The sequence below is a fragment of the Paenibacillus mesophilus genome (assembly GCF_005938385.1).
In the GTDB taxonomy this organism is placed as follows: Bacteria; Bacillota; Bacilli; order Paenibacillales; family NBRC-103111; genus Paenibacillus_AB; species Paenibacillus_AB mesophilus.
Genome location: NZ_VCRA01000010.1, coordinates 36,126 through 56,562 on the forward strand (window position 1 = coordinate 36,126; position 20,437 = coordinate 56,562).

22 protein-coding genes, 1 tRNA gene and 1 pseudogene are annotated in these 20,437 nt (G+C 51.4%); 18 read left to right on the top strand and 6 right to left on the bottom strand.

All coding sequences use genetic code 11. The features are described from left to right. The first annotated feature begins 135 nt into the window (after positions 1-135). The 6 genes from FE783_RS18695 to FE783_RS18720 all read left to right on the top strand — a co-directional run bounded on the left by FE783_RS18695 (position 136) and on the right by FE783_RS18720 (position 7,339). Positions 136-1,671 (top strand): M23 family metallopeptidase, encoded by a 1,536-nt coding sequence (locus tag FE783_RS18695; protein WP_158301902.1) that lies wholly within the window; start codon positions 136-138, stop codon positions 1,669-1,671. A gap of 193 nt (positions 1,672-1,864) precedes the next feature. Beyond that, positions 1,865-2,581, top strand: coding sequence for a response regulator YycF (gene yycF, locus FE783_RS18700; RefSeq protein ID WP_138880914.1), 717 nt, complete (start codon positions 1,865-1,867; stop codon positions 2,579-2,581). A 1-nt stretch (position 2,582) separates the two neighbouring features. After that, a complete protein-coding gene (walK, locus tag FE783_RS18705; protein ID WP_138880915.1) occupies positions 2,583-4,424 on the top strand; it encodes a cell wall metabolism sensor histidine kinase WalK in 1,842 nt (613 codons plus the stop codon). After that, positions 4,421-5,695, top strand: coding sequence for a YycH family regulatory protein (locus FE783_RS18710; protein WP_138880916.1), 1,275 nt, complete (start codon positions 4,421-4,423; stop codon positions 5,693-5,695). Before walK ends, FE783_RS18710 begins: the two co-directional genes overlap by 4 nt. Before the next feature lie 30 nt (positions 5,696-5,725). Beyond that, positions 5,726-6,484 carry a two-component system regulatory protein YycI gene (yycI, locus tag FE783_RS18715; RefSeq protein WP_138880917.1) on the top strand — a complete coding sequence of 253 codons (759 nt, stop codon included), beginning with the start codon at positions 5,726-5,728 and terminating at the stop codon, positions 6,482-6,484. Between the two features lie 45 nt (positions 6,485-6,529). Next, positions 6,530-7,339: an MBL fold metallo-hydrolase gene (locus FE783_RS18720; RefSeq protein WP_138880918.1), complete on the top strand. Its 810-nt coding sequence runs from the start codon at positions 6,530-6,532 to the stop codon at positions 7,337-7,339. Here the strand turns inward: FE783_RS18720 and FE783_RS18725 are convergent. Further along, complete coding sequence (locus FE783_RS18725; RefSeq protein WP_138880919.1) at positions 7,305-7,514, bottom strand: nitrile hydratase subunit beta; 210 nt, start codon at positions 7,512-7,514, stop codon at positions 7,305-7,307. The genes FE783_RS18720 and FE783_RS18725 overlap by 35 nt on opposite strands. Before the next feature lie 177 nt (positions 7,515-7,691). Here FE783_RS18725 and FE783_RS18730 point away from each other — a divergent pair, with 177 nt between their 5' ends. From FE783_RS18730 to FE783_RS18745, 4 genes are all read left to right on the top strand, one after another. Continuing rightward, on the top strand, positions 7,692-8,903 hold the full coding sequence (locus FE783_RS18730; protein WP_138880920.1) for a S1C family serine protease: 1,212 nt from the start codon (positions 7,692-7,694) through the stop codon (positions 8,901-8,903). A 3-nt stretch (positions 8,904-8,906) separates the two neighbouring features. Next, positions 8,907-9,074, top strand: coding sequence for a CxxH/CxxC protein (locus FE783_RS18735; RefSeq protein WP_138880921.1), 168 nt, complete (start codon positions 8,907-8,909; stop codon positions 9,072-9,074). Between the two features lie 80 nt (positions 9,075-9,154). Continuing rightward, positions 9,155-9,634 carry a 23S rRNA (pseudouridine(1915)-N(3))-methyltransferase RlmH gene (rlmH, locus tag FE783_RS18740; RefSeq protein WP_138880922.1) on the top strand — a complete coding sequence of 160 codons (480 nt, stop codon included), beginning with the start codon at positions 9,155-9,157 and terminating at the stop codon, positions 9,632-9,634. A 276-nt stretch (positions 9,635-9,910) separates the two neighbouring features. Continuing rightward, on the top strand, positions 9,911-10,267 hold the full coding sequence (locus FE783_RS18745) for a nucleotide excision repair endonuclease (RefSeq protein ID WP_138880923.1): 357 nt from the start codon (positions 9,911-9,913) through the stop codon (positions 10,265-10,267). A 120-nt stretch (positions 10,268-10,387) separates the two neighbouring features. Here FE783_RS18745 and FE783_RS18750 read toward each other — a convergent pair. Then, positions 10,388-10,464: transfer RNA gene (locus tag FE783_RS18750), tRNA-Met, on the bottom strand. A 213-nt stretch (positions 10,465-10,677) separates the two neighbouring features. Here FE783_RS18750 and FE783_RS18755 point away from each other — a divergent pair. From FE783_RS18755 to FE783_RS18770, 4 genes and pseudogenes are all read left to right on the top strand, one after another. Then, the gene (locus tag FE783_RS18755) at positions 10,678-11,025 is read left to right on the top strand and encodes a YciI family protein (protein WP_138880924.1); all 348 of its coding nucleotides are present in this window, start codon (positions 10,678-10,680) and stop codon (positions 11,023-11,025) included. A 6-nt stretch (positions 11,026-11,031) separates the two neighbouring features. Further along, on the top strand, positions 11,032-12,255 hold the full coding sequence (locus FE783_RS18760) for an RNA polymerase sigma factor (RefSeq protein WP_138880925.1): 1,224 nt from the start codon (positions 11,032-11,034) through the stop codon (positions 12,253-12,255). A gap of 238 nt (positions 12,256-12,493) precedes the next feature. Next, positions 12,494-13,198 carry a hypothetical protein gene (locus FE783_RS18765; protein ID WP_138880926.1) on the top strand — a complete coding sequence of 235 codons (705 nt, stop codon included), beginning with the start codon at positions 12,494-12,496 and terminating at the stop codon, positions 13,196-13,198. 11 nt (positions 13,199-13,209) lie between these two features. Next, positions 13,210-13,467: pseudogene (locus FE783_RS18770) on the top strand (CD3324 family protein); the annotation flags it as partial. 418 nt (positions 13,468-13,885) lie between these two features. On the opposite strand, the gene FE783_RS18775 reads toward FE783_RS18770, so the two are convergent. After that, on the bottom strand, positions 13,886-14,098 hold the full coding sequence (locus FE783_RS18775; protein ID WP_238403151.1) for a hypothetical protein: 213 nt from the start codon (positions 14,096-14,098) through the stop codon (positions 13,886-13,888). 156 nt (positions 14,099-14,254) lie between these two features. After that, entirely contained in the window at positions 14,255-14,494 is a 240-nt protein-coding gene (locus tag FE783_RS18780) for a hypothetical protein (RefSeq protein WP_138880927.1), read from the bottom strand. Between the two features lie 424 nt (positions 14,495-14,918). Between FE783_RS18780 and FE783_RS18785 the strand changes: the two genes are divergently transcribed. Genes FE783_RS18785 through FE783_RS18795 form a run of 3 tightly spaced genes read left to right on the top strand, consistent with a single transcriptional unit; the run spans position 14,919 to position 16,308 of the window. Further along, positions 14,919-15,422, top strand: a complete 504-nt coding sequence (locus FE783_RS18785) for a MerR family transcriptional regulator (protein ID WP_138880928.1) — start codon at positions 14,919-14,921, stop codon at positions 15,420-15,422. Beyond that, complete coding sequence (locus tag FE783_RS18790; RefSeq protein ID WP_138880929.1) at positions 15,422-15,865, top strand: SRPBCC family protein; 444 nt, start codon at positions 15,422-15,424, stop codon at positions 15,863-15,865. Before FE783_RS18785 ends, FE783_RS18790 begins: the two co-directional genes overlap by 1 nt. A 2-nt stretch (positions 15,866-15,867) precedes the next feature. After that, positions 15,868-16,308: an SRPBCC family protein gene (locus FE783_RS18795; protein ID WP_138880930.1), complete on the top strand. Its 441-nt coding sequence runs from the start codon at positions 15,868-15,870 to the stop codon at positions 16,306-16,308. A gap of 85 nt (positions 16,309-16,393) precedes the next feature. Here FE783_RS18795 and FE783_RS18800 read toward each other — a convergent pair whose 3' ends face one another. Beyond that, entirely contained in the window at positions 16,394-17,173 is a 780-nt protein-coding gene (locus FE783_RS18800) for a sporulation protein (RefSeq protein ID WP_138880931.1), read from the bottom strand. Between the two features lie 246 nt (positions 17,174-17,419). Between FE783_RS18800 and FE783_RS18805 the strand changes: the two genes are divergently transcribed. After that, on the top strand, positions 17,420-19,129 hold the full coding sequence (locus FE783_RS18805) for a copper amine oxidase N-terminal domain-containing protein (protein ID WP_158301903.1): 1,710 nt from the start codon (positions 17,420-17,422) through the stop codon (positions 19,127-19,129). A gap of 94 nt (positions 19,130-19,223) precedes the next feature. Here FE783_RS18805 and FE783_RS18810 read toward each other — a convergent pair whose 3' ends face one another. After that, entirely contained in the window at positions 19,224-20,414 is a 1,191-nt protein-coding gene (locus FE783_RS18810; RefSeq protein WP_238403152.1) for an MFS transporter, read from the bottom strand. Positions 20,415-20,437 lie beyond the last annotated feature (23 nt).

The window sequence follows — 20,437 nt, forward strand, 5'->3', positions numbered from 1 at the left end:
ACGGTCCTCTCTACTGCCTTTACCCACAGAAAGTTGAAACTGATAGACGGTCTGTGGTAAAGTAAAAACATTGGTGTCGGCTTTTGTTGCCGAATGTTGCCAAGTTTCGTAAAAAACCAATGTAAGGAGAATCTCATGAAGTCATTCAAGGGTAAAGATTGGGTCATGGCCGCGCTTGAGAAGACGAAGCGCATGTTCTCCAAGGCTCAATACGAAAGCTTGACTGAAAAAATAAGGGAACGACGGCCTCTACATCGCACAGAGTCGCTGCTCCGGACGTATAAACTTCGCTTGTTGCAAGGCGTAGGCGCCTTGGGATTGTTAGCTTCCATTTCAGTCGGCGGCAATGAATACGTTCAGCTGCACACCTATGAGGTGTATCACGTATATGTCGGCAATCAACTGGCCGGTACGGTCAGCGATCCGAAAATTGTCGAAGAATACATTATAGGCAAAGTAAAGCAGCTCGAAGAGGATAACCCGAATGTACATATGGTGCTAAATTCGGATGAGGTCGCCTATAAAGCTGAAAAGGCTTACAAAATCCAAAGCGATAACGATGCCGCGCTTTCCAATCTGGATGGAATGTTGAAGGCGCATGCCGTCGGCGTGCAGATGGTCGTAAATGACAAGCTGGTCGGTATTGTGAAGGATAAAGAGACGGCGGAAGACGTGCTGAGCCGGATCAAAGGGAAATACGCTCCTCAGAAAAAAGACGGACGCGTATCCGTGTTGTCGACAGCTCCCGAACCGCAAGTCGGGGAGTCGGTCATCCAATCGGTCGATTTTATGGAGAAGATCGACTTGAACATTACCGAGATTAAGCCGGAAGACATCGCGAAACCGGATGACTTGGTCGTGAAATTGGAAACCGGAGATGTCGCCCCCAGCAAGTATACGGTCGTCAAGGGAGACTGCGTCGGATGCATCGCCAAGAAATTAGGCATCTCCAAGCAGCTCATTTATGAGAAAAATCCGTGGATCCAAGACGATAAAATCAAAATAGGCGATGTACTCGACGTTACGATGCTGAAGCCGGCGCTTACTGTGAAGACGGTGGAGAAGGTAGTCGAGAACCAGGAAATGCAGCACGAGATCATCTACGAGAAGGACGATACGATGCGGGCCGGTCAAATCCAAACGATCAAGCCCGGCAAAAACGGCATGAAGAAAGTAACGTTCCTCGTGACGAAAGCGAACGGCTATATGATGGACCAGGAGCTGGTTGATGAGGAAATCATCGAACAGCCGGTACCGGAATACGCCAAGAAGGGCACGAAGGTTATTCTCGGCGAGGGCAGCGGCAAGTTCATCTGGCCGGTCGTCGGCGCCAAGCTGTCGGATTACTTCGGTATGCGTTGGGGCAAAATGCACAAAGGCGTAGACATTACAGGAAACCGCAACATTATCGTTGCCGACAACGGCGTAGTGACGTATACGGGAGACAAAGGCGACGGTTATGGCAACAAGGTTGTCGTCGATCATAAGAACGGATACGTCACCGTGTACGGTCATCTGAGCAAAATCGAAACGACCAAAGGCAAAATCGTCGAGAAGGGCGAGAAAATCGGCGTGATGGGCAGCACCGGCGATTCGACCGGCGTCCACCTGCACTTCGAAATCCAGCGCAACGGCGTTGCCGAAAACCCACTGAAGTTTTTGTCGCGTTAATTCTTCTTACTATACGAATGAAACCCATCAAAGGTTGCAGAGGTGTGGAGCTGAACGAAAATTCGGCCTCACGCCTCTTTCTTCTCCCTGCAATATTTTCCAGGGATATTTTACTATTACCCGATTCATTGCGATTTGAAACGCCATGTATGGTAATATAGAGGAAAGAAACGAAAAGGGGCGGTGAAGGCGAATGTACGGAAAAATATTGGTCGTGGACGACGAACTACCGATCGCGGAAATATTGAAATTCAACCTGGAGAAGGAAGGCTATCAGGTCGTATGCGCATTTGACGGCGGTGCGGCGGTGGAGCTCGCCTTCTCCGAGGATCCGGATCTCATTCTGCTCGACATCATGCTCCCGGTGAAGGACGGCATGGACGTATGCCGTGAAGTGCGCGCCAAGAAGGATACTCCGATCATTATGCTTACGGCCAAAGATTCCGAGGTGGACAAGGTACTCGGGCTGGAGCTCGGTGCAGACGACTACGTGACGAAGCCGTTCGGTACGAGGGAGCTGCTGGCACGGGTGAAAGCGCATTTGCGCCGGCAGAGCAAAGCCGCCCAAAGCCAGCAGGAAGCGGCCGAGCCGGCCGGATTGCGCCTTCACCGGCTCACGATCGATACCGATATGTATTTGGTATACAAGGACGGCCAGACGCTTGACCTGACGCATCGGGAATATGAACTGGTCTATTACATGGCCAAAAACAGCGGCAGGGTTATGACGCGGGAGCATTTACTGCAAGCGGTGTGGGGGTTCGAATATTTGGGGGACGTCCGAACGGTCGATGTGACCATCCGTCGCCTGCGGGAGAAGATCGAAGACGATCCGAGCCGCCCGGAATACATTATGACGCGCCGCGGGCTCGGGTATACGATGCGCAACCCGAAGGCGGGAGGCGCTTGAATTGAAGGAAATGCGTCTCTTCCAAACGATTCAAAGCAAAATCATCATCATCTATGTGCTGCTCATTCTGATGGCGATGCAGCTGATCGGCGTCTATTTCGTCCGCACGATGGAACGGTCGTTTATCGATAATTTCACCGATTCGTTGAACAAGCAGGCGTATTTGCTCGCCAATTTCTCCGAGCCGTATTTGATCGCGAGCCAAGATGCCGGGCCGTCTGTGGAAGGGAAAAAATCGTACGCCGATCTAAACGAAATCGTCAACAATCTATTCAACATAAGCGACGCGGAAATCCAGATCATTGATGCGAACGGACTCGTACTGACCACTTCCGTGCAAAGCAAAGCATCGCTGATCGGGCAAAAGAACACGCAGGCCGAAGTCGTTTCCGCGCTGCAGGGGATTAAGGATATCCAGTCCGAAACGATCGACAGCGACGGCCACCGGCGTAAAGTGGTAGCTCAGCCGGTCAGCGAAGGGGCCAAGGTGCTGGGTGCCGTCTATATCGTGGCATCGATGGAGTCTCTGTACGGGACGATGAATCGGATTAACAAAATATTTCTGTCCGGGACCGGAATTGCTCTTGCGTTGACCGTGTTCCTGGGTGTCATTATCTCGCATACGATCACGAATCCGATCAAGGAAATAACGAGGCAGGCGTCTGCGATGGCGGACGGCAATTTCAATCAGCAAGTTTCGGTGAAAGGGCCGGACGAGATCGGGCAGCTTGGCAATGCGTTCAACCACATGACGAACCGGTTGAAGGAAGCGTTGTCGTTGAACGAAGAAGAGAGGGAAAAGCTCGCTTCGGTTCTCGCGAATATGAACGACGGTGTCATCGCCACGGACGATCAAGGTACGATCATCGTCGTAAACCGTCAGGCCAAGCAGATGCTTCGGATCGGCAACGAGGACATTACGGACCGCAACGTATCGGAAGTACTGGGTATCGGGGAGGAGAAGATCGGGCAATACGTGCAGGGCGAGCATCAAACTGCAACGATTCAGATAGCGAATGAGGAAGAGGGGGATTTCGTAACGCTGAGAGTCGTCTTTACCCCGATTCATCGGAGAGGCGAAGGGATAACGGGAACGATCGCCATGCTGCACGATATCACCGAGCAGGAGCAGCTTGAGAATGCGCGGCGCGAGTTCGTCGCCAACGTATCGCACGAGCTGCGTACGCCGCTGACGACGATGAAGAGCTACCTGGAGGCGCTGGACGACGGAGCGATCGAGGATCCAACGCTGGCGCACCGATTCGTCGGCGTCATGCGCAACGAAACGGAAAGGATGATCCGGCTCGTCAACGATCTGCTGCATTTGTCCAGACTCGATTCGCGCAAAGCGTTGATCAGCAGAGTTCCGACGTATGTGCCCGATATGCTGGAGGAGGTGGCCGACCGGTTCTCGTTCCAGCTCGATCAGAAGGAAATATCGATCGAGATTGCCGTCGACCCGGGCATACAAGACGTTTTGCTCGATCGCGATCAAATCGACCAAGTACTGGATAACCTCGTATCGAATGCGATCAAATATACTCCGGAAGGGGGAGCGATCGCGATCCGCGCGGGCAAGACGGAGAAGGAATGGTTGGAAATCGCCGTGCAGGATAATGGGATCGGAATTCCGAGGAAAGATTTGGCCCGGATTTTCGACCGGTTTTACCGGGTGGATAAAGCCCGGTCGCGCAATATGGGCGGAACGGGACTCGGGCTATCGATTGCCCGGGAAATAGTAAAAGCGCATGGCGGAACGATTTCGCTCGATTCCGAGCTGAATCAGGGAACCCGAGTCACTTTTGCCTTGCCGGTTCACAGAACGGAAGGTGAGGCGGTATGATCGAGAAGTTCAAATCCGCGATTCTCGCGTTTCTCGTGCTGGCCAGCTTGCTGCAAAGCTATATGCTCATATTCAGCTCACCACGCCAAATGCCGACCAATCAAGCGGAGTATGTCCAAACCGATCGGATCGGTACGCAGATGACGACCGAGGAACTCATTTTCCCCGAGCAGATCGTGCTTCATACGGGGAAACAGACGCATATGGCTCTGTATCCGAACCATTTGCATTTCAAAGAAATTATGAAAATGCTCAAAGGACGCACGTTCGATAACTTCAGGCGGTCCGGAGTCGTTCAAACCGGCTTGGATTGGGAGGAAATACGCAACAAGCAAGCGGGCGTGGAGGTGCGGTTTCAGCGCGGAGGCGTTCCGTTCAGCATTCTGAAAAGCGTATTCCAGCTCAGGGGCGATCTTCCGCTGGATACGGAAGGCGTCAACCGGATCTGGATTTATGTAAACCGGGATGCCGACGAAGTGAGGACGTTTTTTCAGTCCGATTACAACACATATGAGGCGCGGGCCGATCTAAACAATAAGAACATCGAGCAAATGGTCGGCTTCGGAGAGCTTCTGGTCACGTACCATATCAAGGACGACTTTTATTTGCCCGATCAGCCGCTCGAGGTTGCGAACTATAAAATCGCGGTAAATACGATGCCGATCGACCAGCTGCAGAAGACGCTGTTCGTGGACCCGCGCAACACTCGCAATTTTCGTAAAAATGACGGTTCGGAAATGTATACGGACGGAAAAAGAGGGCTGCAAGTAAAGCCCGACCAGCTGTGGATGAGCTATACCGACCCTATACCGGCCGTCGACAGCCGCAACGACGTCAGAGAGAATCTGAACGCGGCCGTACAGTTTATTAACCAGCATGGCGGATGGAACGGCAGCTTCATGGCCAAATCCCTCACACAGTCGCAGCTCGTCGGGCGGCAGCAGTTCACGTTCCGCCAATATTACGATTCTTTTCCGATCATCAGCGATCGCAGCGATAATTTCGGCTTGATCCGAACCGTGCTGCAGAACCGGGTCGTAGCGAACTACGAGCGTTCAATGATGATGCTGGACAACACGAAGGTGGAGCGCTCGCTCAAGACGATCGAAGGCGGCAAAGCGCTGGACGATCTATTGAACGCGTATGCGCGCAGAAATTTGATCGTGGCGGTAACACCGGCTTACCAGCCGATCGTCCGGGATAAGCTTATGGAGCTGAATCCGGTATGGGCTGTGGAGCTGCGTGACGGGACGTACGATATTTTAAGATAATCGGAGCCGGGAAGGGCGAGTGAGGGTGCGATGGACTGGAGCAGAGCGAAGTCGATATTCATACTGTCTTTCCTGGCGCTGAATTTGCTGCTCGGTTACGAGCTGTGGATCGGGAAATGGAACGTCATCGGAGATTCGAAGCAAACATCGGCGGATATTGCCCAGGAGCTGGACCGGATTATGATCAGCCGGGGAATTAAGATGACGGCAGTCGTACCGAAGGAAACCCCGAAGATGCGGGAAATCACAGTGAAATGGGTAGATGACGAAAATTACGGAAAAAAAATCAATCTGGCCGAGCCAATCCGCTATAACTTATTCCTAAGCAAAGGATCGTTGAAAGATTTGGGTAACCGGGCGATCCCGAAAATCGAGTCGTACGCCTACGACCGGGTTACGAGCAAGGACGGCCTGTTTATGATGAATCAGCTCGTAGGGGAATATCCTTTGTTCGACGTCAATCTCGAGCTGTTCGTGACTAACGGCGTAGTGACCGGATACCGGCAATCGTACGTGGAGGTGGACTCCGGCTCGGAAGGGAAAGAAGAGAAGAAGGTGATCTCGGCTCATACGGTGCTCCGGACGCTGGCGGAAAAATATTTGCAGAACGGTGCCGTCGTGACGGATATCCGGCTCGGGTACCACGGCCAGTTTTTCGAGACGGAGCAATGGTCTGCGCTTCCGACGTTCCCTACATGGCGGGTAGCGCTTGAGAACGGGGACATCTACTACGTGCAGGGCTTCCGGGGAGATGTGGAGACTGCGGCGCGCACGACGAAGAAGCCGTAGAAAGTTATGATAGCGACAAGAAGTTGGGACAAGAGGGGATTTCGGATGACGATGCGGTATACGATATTGGCGAGCGGTTCGACGGGGAACTCGCTGCTCGTGGATAGCGGCGAGTCGAAAGTGCTTGTGGATGCGGGACTAAGCGCCAAAAAAATCGAGCAGCTGATGGAGGAGCGGGGTGTGAAAGGGTCGGAGCTGGACGCGATCCTGATCACCCACGAGCATTCCGATCATATTAAAGGAGTCGGCGCTCTGGCAAGAAAGCACGATTTGCCCGTGTACGCCAATGAAAAAACTTGGGAAGCGTTAAATAAGCATCTGGGAGAGTTGGCGGAAGAGAAAATCAAGGTGATGGAGACGGGGAGCGTCGTCGAGTTCGGAGCGCTCCAAGTCGAATCTTACCCGATCTCCCATGACGCGGCCGAGCCGGTCGGTTATTGCTTCCATGACGGGGAGCACAAGCTGAGTCTGGCTACCGATCTCGGCTACGTCAGCGCGAAGGTTAAGGAGAAAATTGTCGATTCCGACGCGGTCATTCTGGAGTCGAACCACGACATCGAGATGCTGCGGATGGGAAAGTATCCATGGAATATCAAGAGACGCATCTTGGGCGATACCGGCCATCTATCCAACGAGGCGGCCGGCGAGGCGCTGTGCGACATCTTGTCCGGCCAGACGGAGACGGTGTATTTGGCCCATTTGAGCCGCGATCATAACTTGATGGATTTGGCCAAACTGACGGTGAATAATATATTAGAGGACCGCGGAATCGAAGCGGACGGGCGCAAGGTGGAGCTCAAGGATACATATTTCGACCGTCCTACGAGATGGGATAGGTTGGGTCGGGAGTCATAATCCGGTCCAGCTCGGTCATTCTCGTCTCGATTTCGCCCCGTGTCAGAATCCCTTTCTCGATTAGCAAATCCATAAGAGTCGTGACGAGCAGCGTGTTGCGATAATGATCTTCCTTCAGATCGGCGAGCTTGGCGATCCAGTTGACTTCCTGCATATGCGAGTGGATACGATTCATATACTTTTCTCTCCTTTTCCAGTGAAACTGGCTCGAACTTTCCGCGCAAATCTAGTAAAATAAGGGGAGCGGCTCTCTTATTGTTAGTATAGGCCGATAGAAGCGAAAACATTCCTCTTTTTTCCGGTTGGAAATCGAGTGGAAATAGAGTGAAGGGACCCGAGAGGAGAAGCGGGCATGAGCTTGTTTGATGACGATTTTTACACGACGAAGCTGCCCCGAAGAACCCGCTGGACGCACGATGGATCGGAGTTTCCATCCGTCAGACGGAGCAAGAACAGTACGGCCGCGGTCGTTACGATCGCGGGAGCGGCTGCTGCTCTTATGCTGGGGACTCTCCTGATCGGGATTGGATCGCACCGGGATAACCCGGATAAGCTTGCGGCCGTTCCAGTGATGTCCACCGGAAACAGCTATCAGTTTATGGAAGACCAGGTTGTCCGCGCGGTCGAGCAGGTGAAGCCCGCGGTGGTCAGCATCCTGAGCGCCATCAAGGAAGAAGGCGCCGGCAATGCGCAAAGCCTGGGTATCGGCTCGGGCGTCCTATTCCGCAAAGACGGGGACAAGGCGTATATCGTGACGAACAACCATGTGGTGCAATCGGCTTCGCAGATCGAGGTCATTTTGGCCAATGGAGAGCATCGCAAAGGAAAGCTGAAGGGCAGAGACATGATCACCGACTTGGCCGTAGTCGAGATCGATTCGTCCGGCATTCAATCGTACGCTGAGTTCGGCGATTCGGAGAAGCTGAAAGCGGGCCAGACGGCGATTGCGATCGGCAGTCCGCTCGGACTTCGTTTCGCGCAGACGACGACCGTAGGCGTTATCAGCTCGCCGCATCAGAAGGTTCCGATCTCTTTTGCCGGAGACGGGAACTATGATTGGGAGATGGACGTCATTCAGACGGATGCGGCCATCAACCAGGGCAATAGCGGCGGTGCCCTCGTCAATCTCGAAGGCAAGCTGATCGGCATCAACAGCATGAAGGTGGCGGAGAAGGGCGTGGAAGGACTCGGGTTCGCCATCCCGATCAATTCCGCCAAGGAAACGATCGACAGTCTGCTCAAATACGGCAAGGTGAAGCGCCCGTACATGGGGCTCACAACCGAGCCGCTCCGCGCCTATAAAGGAACGGAAGTACTAAAACTTCCCGATTCGGTCAAGAATGGTCTTATCGTCATTGATGCAATCGGCCCAGCGAAGACGGCGGGGCTCGCTACCAACGACGTCATTACGGAGCTCGACGGCAAGCCGGTATACGATAATATCACGCTGCGCCAATATCTGTACGGATCCAAGAAAATCGGCGACAGCATCAAGGTGACGTATTACCGCGCAGGCAAAAAAGCGACCGCCACGATCGAATTGGGCGAGAAGAAAGAGGACTAATCGATGTTTGTCGTATGCAAGGAACATATCGAAATCGCGATCGACCAGTTTGTCGACGAATACGAGGAAGCGCCGGACATTTACGATTTGAAAGACGTGAAGTTCACCGCTTGGGAGCCGCCGGCAACTTGCGAGCGGTGCGGGAACAAGCCGCAATTTTTGGTCATATGAACAGACACGGGGGCCTGCGAGGGCTCCCTTTCTTTCGTTACGGGGAGTATATACAGCTATAAGAATGGAGCGGGATCAGCATGCAAATTCAAATTATTGCGGTAGGGAAGCTTAAGGAAAAGTACTGGACGGACGGCATCGCGGAATATTCGAAACGGCTGACGCCCTATGCCAAGCTCACGATTACGGAGGTGCCGGAAGAGAAAGCCCCCGAGCGCATGAGCGAATCGGAAGAGCAGCAGGTGAAGCAGAAGGAAGGAGAGCGCATCCTCGCCGCGCTCAAGCCGGATACTTACGTTATCACCATGGCGATCGGCGGACAGATGTGGACCTCGGAGGAGCTGGCCGACCAGATCGACCGCCTCGGCACCTACGGCAGGAGCCACGTCACCTTCCTCATCGGCGGCTCGAATGGACTGTCCGACGAGGTGCTGAAGCGAGCGGACGCGAAGCTGTCGTTCGGACGGATTACGTTTCCGCATCAGTTGATTCGGTTAGTGTTGGTAGAGCAGGTTTATCGGGCTTTTAAGATTATTCGGGGGGAACCTTATCACAAGTGAGGGCGAAAAATTTGGTGTTAAGGGGAGACGATGTAGCCGTTCTCGTCTAAGCAAAATTGGCTTTCCGCTTCGCCTTCCAGTTCAACACTTAGTTGGTTGAAGTAGTCCTCGACCTGATCGAGGAGTGCCGCCGGAAGTGCCCCAACCCGGCATCCTCAATGGCAAAGGGTGCCTCGTTCGTGATAAGATAAAGGATACAACGATCAAAGGCAAGCTGCTGAAGGTAAATGAGGCGAACCGAAAATAACAATGACGTAGAAGAGAGAGTGATTGTTCATGATACAAATAACGGTTCCGACTCCGGATGTCAAGATTTACAAACAGAAGGCCCCTGAATTAAGCCATATTTACGGGTTTACGGATTTCATTCTGATTCCAAGGGATAAAGCGGGGATCTTTATGTTCTATAATGATAAGAATGAACTCCTATTCGTTGGCAAGGCACGGAAGCTAAGACCCAGAATTAAGAAGCATTTCGAGGATACGGCATCGGTTATCAAAGAGAAGCGGGAGGAAGTGAGCAAAATCGAGGTTTGTTTAGTCGAGGATCCCGTCCATAGAGAAATATACGAGACGTACATTATCAACGAATATAAGGCTAAGTACAATGTAGATAAGGTGATATACAAATAATAGACAGGGCTCCTATTGCCCAGGGAGCCATGAAATTATAGGATAACGTAAAAATGCCTTTAATCCACGTTCAGCGGGTTAAAGGCTTTTTGATATATATGCCGAGCTAGAATGGTAAGTTGGTTGCGGGGGCAGGATTTGAACCTGCGGCCTTCGGGTTATGAGCCCGACGAGCTACCGGGCTGCTCCACCCCGCGATAGTATAACTAAGCATTGTGATCTTTAACGTTGATCAGGTCTTTCATATTACAGCAATTCGAGCCAACATGCAAGCTCTTTACACCAACTGAAAAGATGTCGCAGCTAAGAATATTTCAATAAAATTTTTTTGTAATGTAGAAATCAAAATAACCGATACGTCATTATAGCGAAACCAAATTCCAATACGCATTAAAGGGAGGAGCTTTTGCATGAATTACACTTTGATGTTTTACGAGAGCCAGGAAGACTTTGCGGCAAGAACGGACCCGACTCGACAACAACAATACTTGGCAGGCTGGACGCATTATGTGCATGCTTTGCGGCAGGCTGGAATTGTGGTATTCGGTTCGGGTCTCTGTGCTCCTGAGACGGCTGCAACGATGAAGCGGCGCGGCGGCGAGATGGTGGTTCAGGACGGACCGTTTCCCGAAACGAAAGAGCAGCTCGGCGGGATATTCGTGATTGATGTTCCGGACTTTGAAACGGCACTGGAATGGGCTGCCCGAGGGCCCGTTGATACGGTTGAGATCAGACAGAACATTCCCCCTTTGAAGTAATAGGCTATGGAAACTAATCAGGTCATTGAAGCAGCGGCACGTGATGCTTACGGTCGATTGCTCTCCTATCTGGCTGTAAATTGGCGGGACCTGCAAGCTGTTGAGGATGCCCTTGGAGATGCTTTTCTTGCCGCGCTAGAAACTTGGCCCAAGGTTGGCGTTCCGGATAAGCCTGAAGCCTGGCTAGTTACGGCCGCCCGAAGGAGGCTTATCGATCGTGCCCGACATACCCGTATTTCCGAAGGTGCGCTGCCGACACTCCTGGCGATGTCCGAGGATGCACAGCGTCTGAATTCTTCAAGCGCTGCTTTTCCGGACGAACGCCTAAGGATGATGTTTCTTTGCACACATCCGGCCATTGATCCTGCGATGCGCACGCCGCTTATGTTGCAGACCGTGCTTGGCATCGATGCAGCTCGAATTGCGTCTGCATTTATCGTCAAGCCCTCTACGATGAGCCAGCGTCTTACTCGGGTAAAGGCAAAAATCCGTGCCGAACGCCTCGTTTTTGAAATGCCTGATGCGGAAGAGATACCGGGTCGTCTCGATTCCGTTCTGGAAGCCATTTATGCTGCTTACGGGAGCGGGTGGGACGAGGCCGCTATTGCGGATTCGCCTCGCAGGAGATTGGCAGAGGAGGCCATTTATCTGGGAAAGCTGCTTCTTCAATTCGCTCCCCGCGAACCGGAGGTTTACGGTCTGTTGGCGCTCATGCTGCACTGCGAGGCGCGCCGTGAAGCACGGTATGACGACGAGGGGAACTATGTCCCCCTCACTGAGCAAAGTTGTACGCGTTGGGAACAAGGCTTGATTATGGAGGCGGAGCGTTATCTGCATACCGCTTCGCAAGCTGGCGGAATCGGGCGCTTTCAACTCATGGCCGCGATTCAATCGGTGCATGCTCAGCGTTTATGGACTGGGAGCACCGAATGGGAGGCGATTGCTCAGTTATACGAGGGCCTCATTCGTATGCACCCAACACTGGGCGCGTTAGTCGGTCGAGCTGCCGCGGTCGCAGAGGCTTATGGAACGGAACGCGGCATTATCTTGCTGGAAGCTATTCCATCGGAAGAAGTGGCGGATTACCAGCCCTATTGGGCGCTTGCCGGTTTTTTGTACAAGCGGATGAATCGAATAGAAGATGCCCGTTCTGCTTATAGCCGATCTATCGGACTATGCACCGATGGTTCTGTTCGACAATTTCTAAGCCGCCAAGCTTCTGCGATATAAATGTGGCATCGATAAAAGATCTCAGGAAGGCACCCCCGTTTTGGGTGCCTTTTAAACTTGCCGTTATAGACAGCGCGGAGGACCGTATCATAAGTAACGGCAAGTTTTTGTGGGACTGTGTAAAAGTTGATTTAAGACATTCAATGCATATATCCTGCGTAATTCCAATGATATCCTTATCCTAGATCAGATGCGCACCTGATGAATCCTAATTTAAGAATGGAAAGGGAGCCAAAAGATGGGTAAGGACAATATCATTAGATCGATGCTTTCTGCGAAGGTAAATATGACGCCGAATGGATTTATCGCTGATCAATTAAACCCAGAACAGTTTACGGATTGCCACGAATTGTTTTTTGACAAAATCCTGGAAATTCATTCTTCCGATATAATGGGAGTAGAAGGCTATGGCCAGTTTAATGAGGAGTGTAAGACGGAATATAGGACCTGTAAGGAATTTCTGATCGAGACATTCGCAGAAGATAGAGAGGGATACTGGTATAATTGGAAGGAGATGTTCGAGACAACGGTTCTTGAGCGTGAATTCTTCGAAAAATACCTGCAGGAAATGAAGGACAGAATCCCGTATTGTGAAGGAAAACGTTATTTGGTGTATAACAATACGTTCTTCGCCAATATGATCACGGATGGCAACATGACGGTCGGGTTCCCTGACTGGAGCAGATCCGGCATCTGCGATTTCCTTCTCGATTTCGCCATTATGGATTTGAATAAGCCGTACTTGCACATTCCGGAATTGTTCCTCGAGTATTGCAAGAAAAGGGACATCGTCATACCGGATTTCCAAGAGAGATTCTTATGTATGGCTTATTACAAAGGGATCGATGTCTTGCGTTGGCATGCATCGATTGATGACACGGAGTCCTGTACGTCCATTATGAAGTCTATCAGTGAGCTGAAAGATCGAATATACGCCTTATAGATGGTGATAGGATGAAATATGAAAATGCCAGCGATATAATCCCCGAGGAACTATTGAAAGAAATCCAGAAATACGCGGCAGGGAAACTGCTTTATATTCCCACCGGGGAGGAAAAGAGGGCTTGGGGCGCAACGTCCGGCTACCGGGATCAACTGCAGAAGCGCAATCGAATGATTCGCAATAAGTACGCCCATGGGCTCACCGTTTCGGAAATTGCGGACGAATACTTCTTATCCTTGGATTCCATTAAGAAAATTATATATTCGAAGAGTAATGATAAGGATTTAATTTATTCTCCGACACTAGAATCAGCTGTACACTATGCGAATGCCGGTATGATCGAAGAGTGGGTCCAATGCTATTTCCTGCTTACCCGCAAAACTGCTCCCGTTGTACGGGATCTCATGGAGGGAGATTCTCTCTATTTCGGGGTGGTTAAGTTTCCACTGCGTCTCATTCAGCGTGAAGAATGTGAAGTCGGGGAGAACCTTGCAAGCGAAGGCGATGATCATGTATCCGCGCATCCGCCGCTTCTTATTTACTATGAGGAAGGGAAGTTTGTATGCACCACGCAGCAGGAGTTGTTGGCTTCATTAAAACAACGAAAAATCAATGCCTATCCCACCATCATCGTTTTGAAGGGAAATGCTGAGTATAAAAGATTCATGAAATACTATGGAAATATATTTATTTATGTGGAAAAAGTATGATTTGATGGGCCTTCCCGCAAAGGATGGCCCTAAAACATGCCGAAGCAGCAACGATAAATTCCCTCATCAATCCAGGAAACACATTGGTAAGTAAATTTTCGTTAAGAAACGCGATAAATGTACCGATGAGTAGAGCGGTTAACACTGCTCCCCTCTTCATTCCTCTTGCCTCTTGAGCCCGTTTGTCCATCTTCTACCTCCCGATTGTTCATTACGTTCCGTCCATTGTATGTATATTCAATATCCCCCGATCGACCTGAGGGCCGGGCAACTCTGCAAGTTAATCAATCGAATAAGCCGAGTTTTCGTATTGCCTTGACACCGAATCGCCAGCCTGTCGCGCAGATTATCCTACACCATCACTTTCTAACAAGGAATAAAAATGATCGCGGTCTTCGTCATCGAATTGGCCAAGCGTCCGTATCCTGACAAATTCATGTCCGCCATACATGTCAATCTCCTCGCCGTGCCTATTGTAGAGCGCGATCATATTGCCATCCCGATCCAACTCCATGTACCCGTAACATTGCGCTTCAGGCGCTTCACCGTAAAGGAGCATAAATCTGATTTTGTCCACTCTGTTCATACAGCTTCTCCTTCTGTCTTTAGTAACCTGAAGAAAATTTTACGTGAAACCGGATGAATTGGAAAAAGCGATATCGCTCTCCATACTCGGACATTCATTCTTATTTCGAAAGCATAAGGGGGGATCCCCCGCTATGTCGCTTATTCGCACATTATCTCTTGACGTGATGAGGTTTGGGGATTATGATAACGTGCCGGTCAACTCTACAAGGTAAATCAATAAAAAAGCCGACTTTACCACACAATACTGCCTTGCTCTACAGTTCCTGTAATCGACATTTTGAATCGGAGAAAAAGATGCGAAAAAGGGACATTGATTCCAAAAAAAGGAGGTTGTCTATTAATAACGCTTGCACCTTACGCAACGTAAGGTTTTATAATAGAGCTACCGGTACATCGTAAGCGCTAAAGTGAGGGGATGGTTAATGAAGAGAAAGTGGAAGATCGGCGATCTTGCCAAGCTGACGGGGCTTACCGTACGAACTTTGCGGTTCTATGATCAAATCGGGCTGTTCTCTTCGTCTGGACAGACGGAATCCGGACACAGACTGTACAGCGAAGCGGATTTGTCGCGCTTGCACCAGATTTTATCGCTTAAGGAGCTGGGGTTATCTCTCGAGGAGATTAAATCGGCCCTAAATGGCGGGCATATCAGTCCGCTGGAGGTCGTCAACCTACAGATCAACCGCATCAAAGAGCAGATCCAATTGCAGCAGAAACTATTGGAGCAGCTTGGACATGTATCCAAGCTTATGCAGGGCAAAGGGGAATTGACGGTAGAAGACTTCACGAGTCTTCTGCAAGCGATGAAAATGGGATTTGAGAAGCCGGTCATTGAGCGGCGAGCGATTTGGGAGCGACATTTGGATTTGTTGGGAGACTTTCTTACCGAAGAGAGTGGAATGCCGAAACCTGAGGAGGAAAACTAATGAACGAACGATTCGTCAAGCATGCAACCTTCGTCGTCGAGCGGACCTATGCCGCTTCGCCGGAGCGGGTTTATCAAGCCTGGGCCGACCCGGTTGCCAAAGCCAAGTGGTTTTCGAAGCCGGACATTTTCGAGTTTCGGGTTGGGGGTCGCGAGTACAGCAGCGGCGGGCCGCCGAAAGGGCCGGTCTTTACCTTCGACGCCAGTTACCAGGAGCTTGTTCCGGGGCAGCGCATTGTCTATACGTACACTCTGGATTCGGATGGCACCCGCATCTCCGTCTCGACTACAACGGTCGAGTTGATCCAGCTGGAAAGCGGCACCAAGCTGATTTTTACGGAGCAAGGGGCGTACTTAGACGGACATGATACACCGGAGGTGCGGGAACACGGGACAAACCTCATGATGGACGCACTGGGCAAGGTAGTGGAAGGGGAGGGGTAAGCATGGCGATAAGCGATACGGAAATCATTTCTTCACGCGAGTTCGACGTACCGCGGGAGCTTGTGTTTCAAGCTTGGACAACCCCCGAGTTGTTGGCCCGATGGTGGGGGCCGCAAGGCTTCACGAATACGTTTCACGAGTGCGATATAAGGCCAGGCGGCACGTGGGCGTTCACGATGCACGGACCGGATGGCGCAGTATATCCGAACCATAGCGTGTTTGTGGAAATCGTGCCGTTTGAGCGCATCGTGTTTGATCATCTCTCCGGTCACCAATTTCGGGTAACGGCTACATTCGAGAATGTGGGGGGCCGCACCAAAGTTACGTTCCGTCAGCTTTTCAAGATCAAAGAGGAGTTCGAAGAAGCCAAGGCATACTGCGTTGAAGGCAATGAACAGAACTTCGACCGACTGGGCAAGGTGCTCGCGGAAATGGCCTCCTAGTGTGGCAATTTTGCGCCGATCGGATTCGGTCCAATAAAGAAGCCCTTCCCATTGGGAAAGGCTTCTTTTCGCTTATGTTGCCGTGTTATACATACCTGCGGATCATCTCGGCCAACTGACCGGCAATGTAGTTTGCTCCGGAAGCAAGCTGATTGCTGTCGAACCGCACCTTTACAAAATGCTCATCCGCATCAAACGCTTCGGCGAACAAGCCGGCTAATCCGCGGGCCTTGCGATCGATCTGCAGCAGCAAGTCGACCCCGTGCTCATCCGGGTAAAAAATGATTTCCAATTCGTCGAGCTGGCCCCTGAACTGCGAAGCGGGAACAAATTCGAATTCTTGAACGAAGGGCAGTCCGCTTATTCTGCCGTAATACGGTGCGTATTCGCAGGTCACCTCGCGAAGCCGGAAACCGAGCTGATCGACCGCCTCCAAAATAATCGAGGAATTCGGGTGCGGCCTTACTTGCAGGCGATCCTGATCCTTCGGATCTATCGCTTCTTTAATGTCAAGTCCGGTTTGAATCCAGACGGGTGTTCTCCCCATCGTCACCGGCGTAATTGCCGGAAGCTGGAACGAAACGGGGAATTCATAGACTTGCTCCGCCTCTACGGTAAACTTCCCGGCCAACAAGAATTTGGATACCGGCGCTTCGACGGTCGTCTTCGTATCGTTCTGTTCCTTCAAATAACGAGTCATGACGAAGGCGTAGACGTCATCGACCTGCTGATTCACACGGCCCCCCTGAATTCGGACGACGCCGCTGATCGTATCCCCTGCGTTCACCACATCTTGATGGAGCATGAGATCTACTGTGGCCGCGCCGATCCCGACGCTCGCCAGCATTCGTTTGAACATGGACATTACTGCAAGCCTCCTCCTTGTTATTTACATATTCACTGATACGTTGAGGGAATAGAGGAGGTTTCATGTTTACGTGGTGCGGCGTGCATTTGAGCCAAAAGAAATGGGACTAATAGCACTAAAGTAAGAGGTGCAACAAAGAAGTAAAGAAATGGTTATTCATTCGGTAGACCTATTGTCGCAAATGGCCTAAATCGCTAACCTTTACTTAGGTATCTAGAGACTATGGAGGGAGAGATTTACCCGTTGTTAGAGGTCAGGAACTATAAAATAGTAACATGGGCTGTGAGCGTTGTTATGCTGGCAGCCGTACTGTTGCTTGTTGCACCTTCGGTTGGAGGGGCAGAGAGCAAACGTATTGAGGTATACACGGATAAACAGCCGGTTGAGTTTTCCATTGATCCGCTGCTGGAGGACGGCACGACTTTGGTGCAGCTTCGCCCGTTGTTCGAGTCGCTCGGCATTGAGGTTTCCTGGAATGGGGAAACACAAACGGTCAGCGGCAAGAAAGAGGGGCGGTCATTTTCACTGACGATCAACAGCAAAACAGCGCAAGTCAATGGACAAACGGTTACTTTAACCAATCCGGCAACAATCGTTGATGGCCACACTCTGGTCCCCTTACGTTTTGTCGGGGAAGCGACAGGTGCGGTTGTCGGCTGGAACAGCGAGCAGCAGACGATCGGGATCTACAGTGAAGAGTTCATCAAGATTTTCGGACTTTCCATTACCGCTGCGCAAGAAGAAGTGAATAAAGGCGTTCCGGCTGTTGCCCAAGGCACGCTTCATGGTTTTTATGCAAAATGGAAGATGGATTTGACGGGAATTACATACTGCTCCACCCTATGCTGGGATTATTATTATTTTATCAATGATAAACAGGTCGCAACCGTTCTCCCCGATGGCGGACTTGATGCGCTTGACTGCGGTAAAGATCAATGTCTGACCTATGAAATCAAAGGGGACCGGCTTGTTCTAAGCAATGGCAAAACTTATTCTCTCAAGATCAAATCGGATACGGAACTGGAAATCGACGGAGATACCTATACAAAATATATGCCGGCCGGCCGGATGAAGCTTGAAGGCAAATATGTATCAAGCAGCTATTCGTCCAGCTCGCTTGGAAGTGGCTTGGCAAGCTCCTATACGTATATTTTCAATAAAGACGGTACTTTTTTCGACAACAGATTCGTAGGTCATACGACCGATGGCTCGGCTGGAGGAGATAATTCGGGAGTTTCCACAACCGTTCTTTCGGACTCGGAAAAGTCGGGAACTTATACGATAGTCCATTACACCCTATTGCTCAATTATAAGGATGGAACGACCAAACAGCATATGTTTTTCTTGCCCGAACAGCCAAACGTTAACATGCTGCGCATTGGCGGCCGTGATTTCCTGATCGAAGAAGCAGATGGAACGAATGGGAGCACCGGCTCTCAGGATAAAGATAAAGAACAACAACCTTATCCGGATCTTCTGACGACGGAAAAAATTGCCCAAAAGCAATTGCTCTTCACCTGGCAGCCCAAAAGAAGCAAGGAACTGAAACATATAAAAATTACACTGGAAGGGTACCAATGGGCCAAGCTGACTATCGATCCGGCGTACATCGATTCTTTCAAAGGGTATGGCGATAATGGCATCATCGCCTTGACGGCCAAATACCGTATCGAGAATGAGTCGGATCAAACCGTTCATGTAAACAGTTTGAAAGTGACGATTGAACTGCCTGATACCGGCATACAGGCTGTAAGCGGGCTCGCGCCGAAAGTGAAGGATGAGTTGAAACCGGGTGAAAGCGTCGAGAAGATGTCGGTCATTTTGCTGCCAACGGATCGTTTTCAAAGCAGTAAGGATTTCGAGCTTGCCTTCGGTCCGCTGAATAATCTCGAGGGCAAGGACGTGTTTCAAGACGAATGGCTTGGATTTAATGTTTGGAAAGATTCGAAATAGCTTGCTTCTTGCCGGTTCGTTCGGCAAAGCAAATCAAGAGCAGTCCCTCTGAGGCTCAAAGCCGTCGAGGGACTGTTTTTTTACCTTACCTGCTTTAAGAAGCGGATCTCGACTCCTGGCCTGGACTCGCCTTTTTCCTCACCAGGACGCCACCAAGCAGGAACGTCCCGAGCGAGAGTGCGAGGCAGATTGCGGAGAAGATTCCAATCGACGAATATCCCCCGAGCTGGACATAGAGCAAGCCGGCTATCCAAGCGCCGAGCGTGTTCGCGCCGTTCATCGTAGAGTTGGCCAGACTGGAGATCGTTCCCCGGATGGAGGCGTTCAGCGAAGTGAGCACCCCCATGACGATCGGAAAGATAATGCCAAGCGTCGTGAAAATGATCAAATAGACGATCGTCACGACAGGGAGGCTTGCCAGATGGGGCATAACCGTGTATAGAACTACGAGCAGCGACATTCCTGCTATGACCGCGTTCGCATTGCCAAGCTTTCGAGTTGCATAAGAGCTAACCATGCTGCCCAGCAGGGTGCCGAACCCGAGGAACATCATCACGGTACCGATCTGCCCGATCGGGAGCTCGAAGCGATCGGCCATCCACTTGCCAACGAAGGCGAAAGCGGTACCGCTCCCCAAGTGAAGAAGCAGGTAGGCAAGGAAGCCGCTTCTGGCCTTGCCGCTCATGATGAGCGGGATATATCGGCTAAGGATCGACGTCCGACCGTTCTTATGCGCATTGGGCTTCATGTCGGGCAGCAAGTAGAAGGCGACGGCGGCTAACAGCAGCGAGGCGATTCCAATCGTCCAGAACGGGACGGGCCAATAGGCGGCCGCGAGCCAGCTCCCGATTGGCACTCCGAGCGCCTGAGCGGCGGCAAGTCCCGCGAATGCGATGCCCATCGTCCTGGCGACGCTGGATGCCGGCATGACGGCCGGGATGGAAGCCCACACCTGGGGAGCCGTGAACGCCGCGCTGATGCCGGCGAGGAGGCGGAACAGGCACATCGTCCAGAAGCTGTCCGCGAAGCCGCACAAAATCGTCGAGACGGAAAATCCGAGCAAGCCGCTCAGCAGAACGGTTCTGCGGTTCCAGCCGTCGGACAGAGGCCCGGCGATCAAGGCGAAGACGGCCGAGCCGAGCGTATAGGCGCCAATCATCCATCCGGCGATTCCCGTCGATACGCCGTATTGCTCCTGCAGTGTGGGGAGCAGGGGGGAGATCAGGAACGTATCAGTTCCGATCATGAACATGATGAGGAAAAATAGCGCGGTATATTTGCGCACGGGTCGATCACTCCTATTGGTGT

Coding starts and splice junctions, on each gene's coding strand:
- FE783_RS18695 (WP_158301902.1), top strand. CDS start 136: ATGAAGTCATTCAAGGGTAAAGATTGGGTCATGGCCGCGCTTGAGAAG.
- yycF (WP_138880914.1), top strand. CDS start 1,865: ATGTACGGAAAAATATTGGTCGTGGACGACGAACTACCGATCGCGGAA.
- FE783_RS18710 (WP_138880916.1), top strand. CDS start 4,421: ATGATCGAGAAGTTCAAATCCGCGATTCTCGCGTTTCTCGTGCTGGCC.
- yycI (WP_138880917.1), top strand. CDS start 5,726: ATGGACTGGAGCAGAGCGAAGTCGATATTCATACTGTCTTTCCTGGCG.
- FE783_RS18720 (WP_138880918.1), top strand. CDS start 6,530: ATGACGATGCGGTATACGATATTGGCGAGCGGTTCGACGGGGAACTCG.
- FE783_RS18725 (WP_138880919.1), bottom strand. CDS start 7,514: ATGAATCGTATCCACTCGCATATGCAGGAAGTCAACTGGATCGCCAAG.
- FE783_RS18730 (WP_138880920.1), top strand. CDS start 7,692: ATGAGCTTGTTTGATGACGATTTTTACACGACGAAGCTGCCCCGAAGA.
- FE783_RS18735 (WP_138880921.1), top strand. CDS start 8,907: ATGTTTGTCGTATGCAAGGAACATATCGAAATCGCGATCGACCAGTTT.
- rlmH (WP_138880922.1), top strand. CDS start 9,155: ATGCAAATTCAAATTATTGCGGTAGGGAAGCTTAAGGAAAAGTACTGG.
- FE783_RS18745 (WP_138880923.1), top strand. CDS start 9,911: ATGATACAAATAACGGTTCCGACTCCGGATGTCAAGATTTACAAACAG.
- FE783_RS18755 (WP_138880924.1), top strand. CDS start 10,678: ATGAATTACACTTTGATGTTTTACGAGAGCCAGGAAGACTTTGCGGCA.
- FE783_RS18760 (WP_138880925.1), top strand. CDS start 11,032: ATGGAAACTAATCAGGTCATTGAAGCAGCGGCACGTGATGCTTACGGT.
- FE783_RS18765 (WP_138880926.1), top strand. CDS start 12,494: ATGGGTAAGGACAATATCATTAGATCGATGCTTTCTGCGAAGGTAAAT.
- FE783_RS18775 (WP_238403151.1), bottom strand. CDS start 14,098: ATGGACAAACGGGCTCAAGAGGCAAGAGGAATGAAGAGGGGAGCAGTG.
- FE783_RS18780 (WP_138880927.1), bottom strand. CDS start 14,494: ATGAACAGAGTGGACAAAATCAGATTTATGCTCCTTTACGGTGAAGCG.
- FE783_RS18785 (WP_138880928.1), top strand. CDS start 14,919: ATGAAGAGAAAGTGGAAGATCGGCGATCTTGCCAAGCTGACGGGGCTT.
- FE783_RS18790 (WP_138880929.1), top strand. CDS start 15,422: ATGAACGAACGATTCGTCAAGCATGCAACCTTCGTCGTCGAGCGGACC.
- FE783_RS18795 (WP_138880930.1), top strand. CDS start 15,868: ATGGCGATAAGCGATACGGAAATCATTTCTTCACGCGAGTTCGACGTA.
- FE783_RS18800 (WP_138880931.1), bottom strand. CDS start 17,173: ATGTCCATGTTCAAACGAATGCTGGCGAGCGTCGGGATCGGCGCGGCC.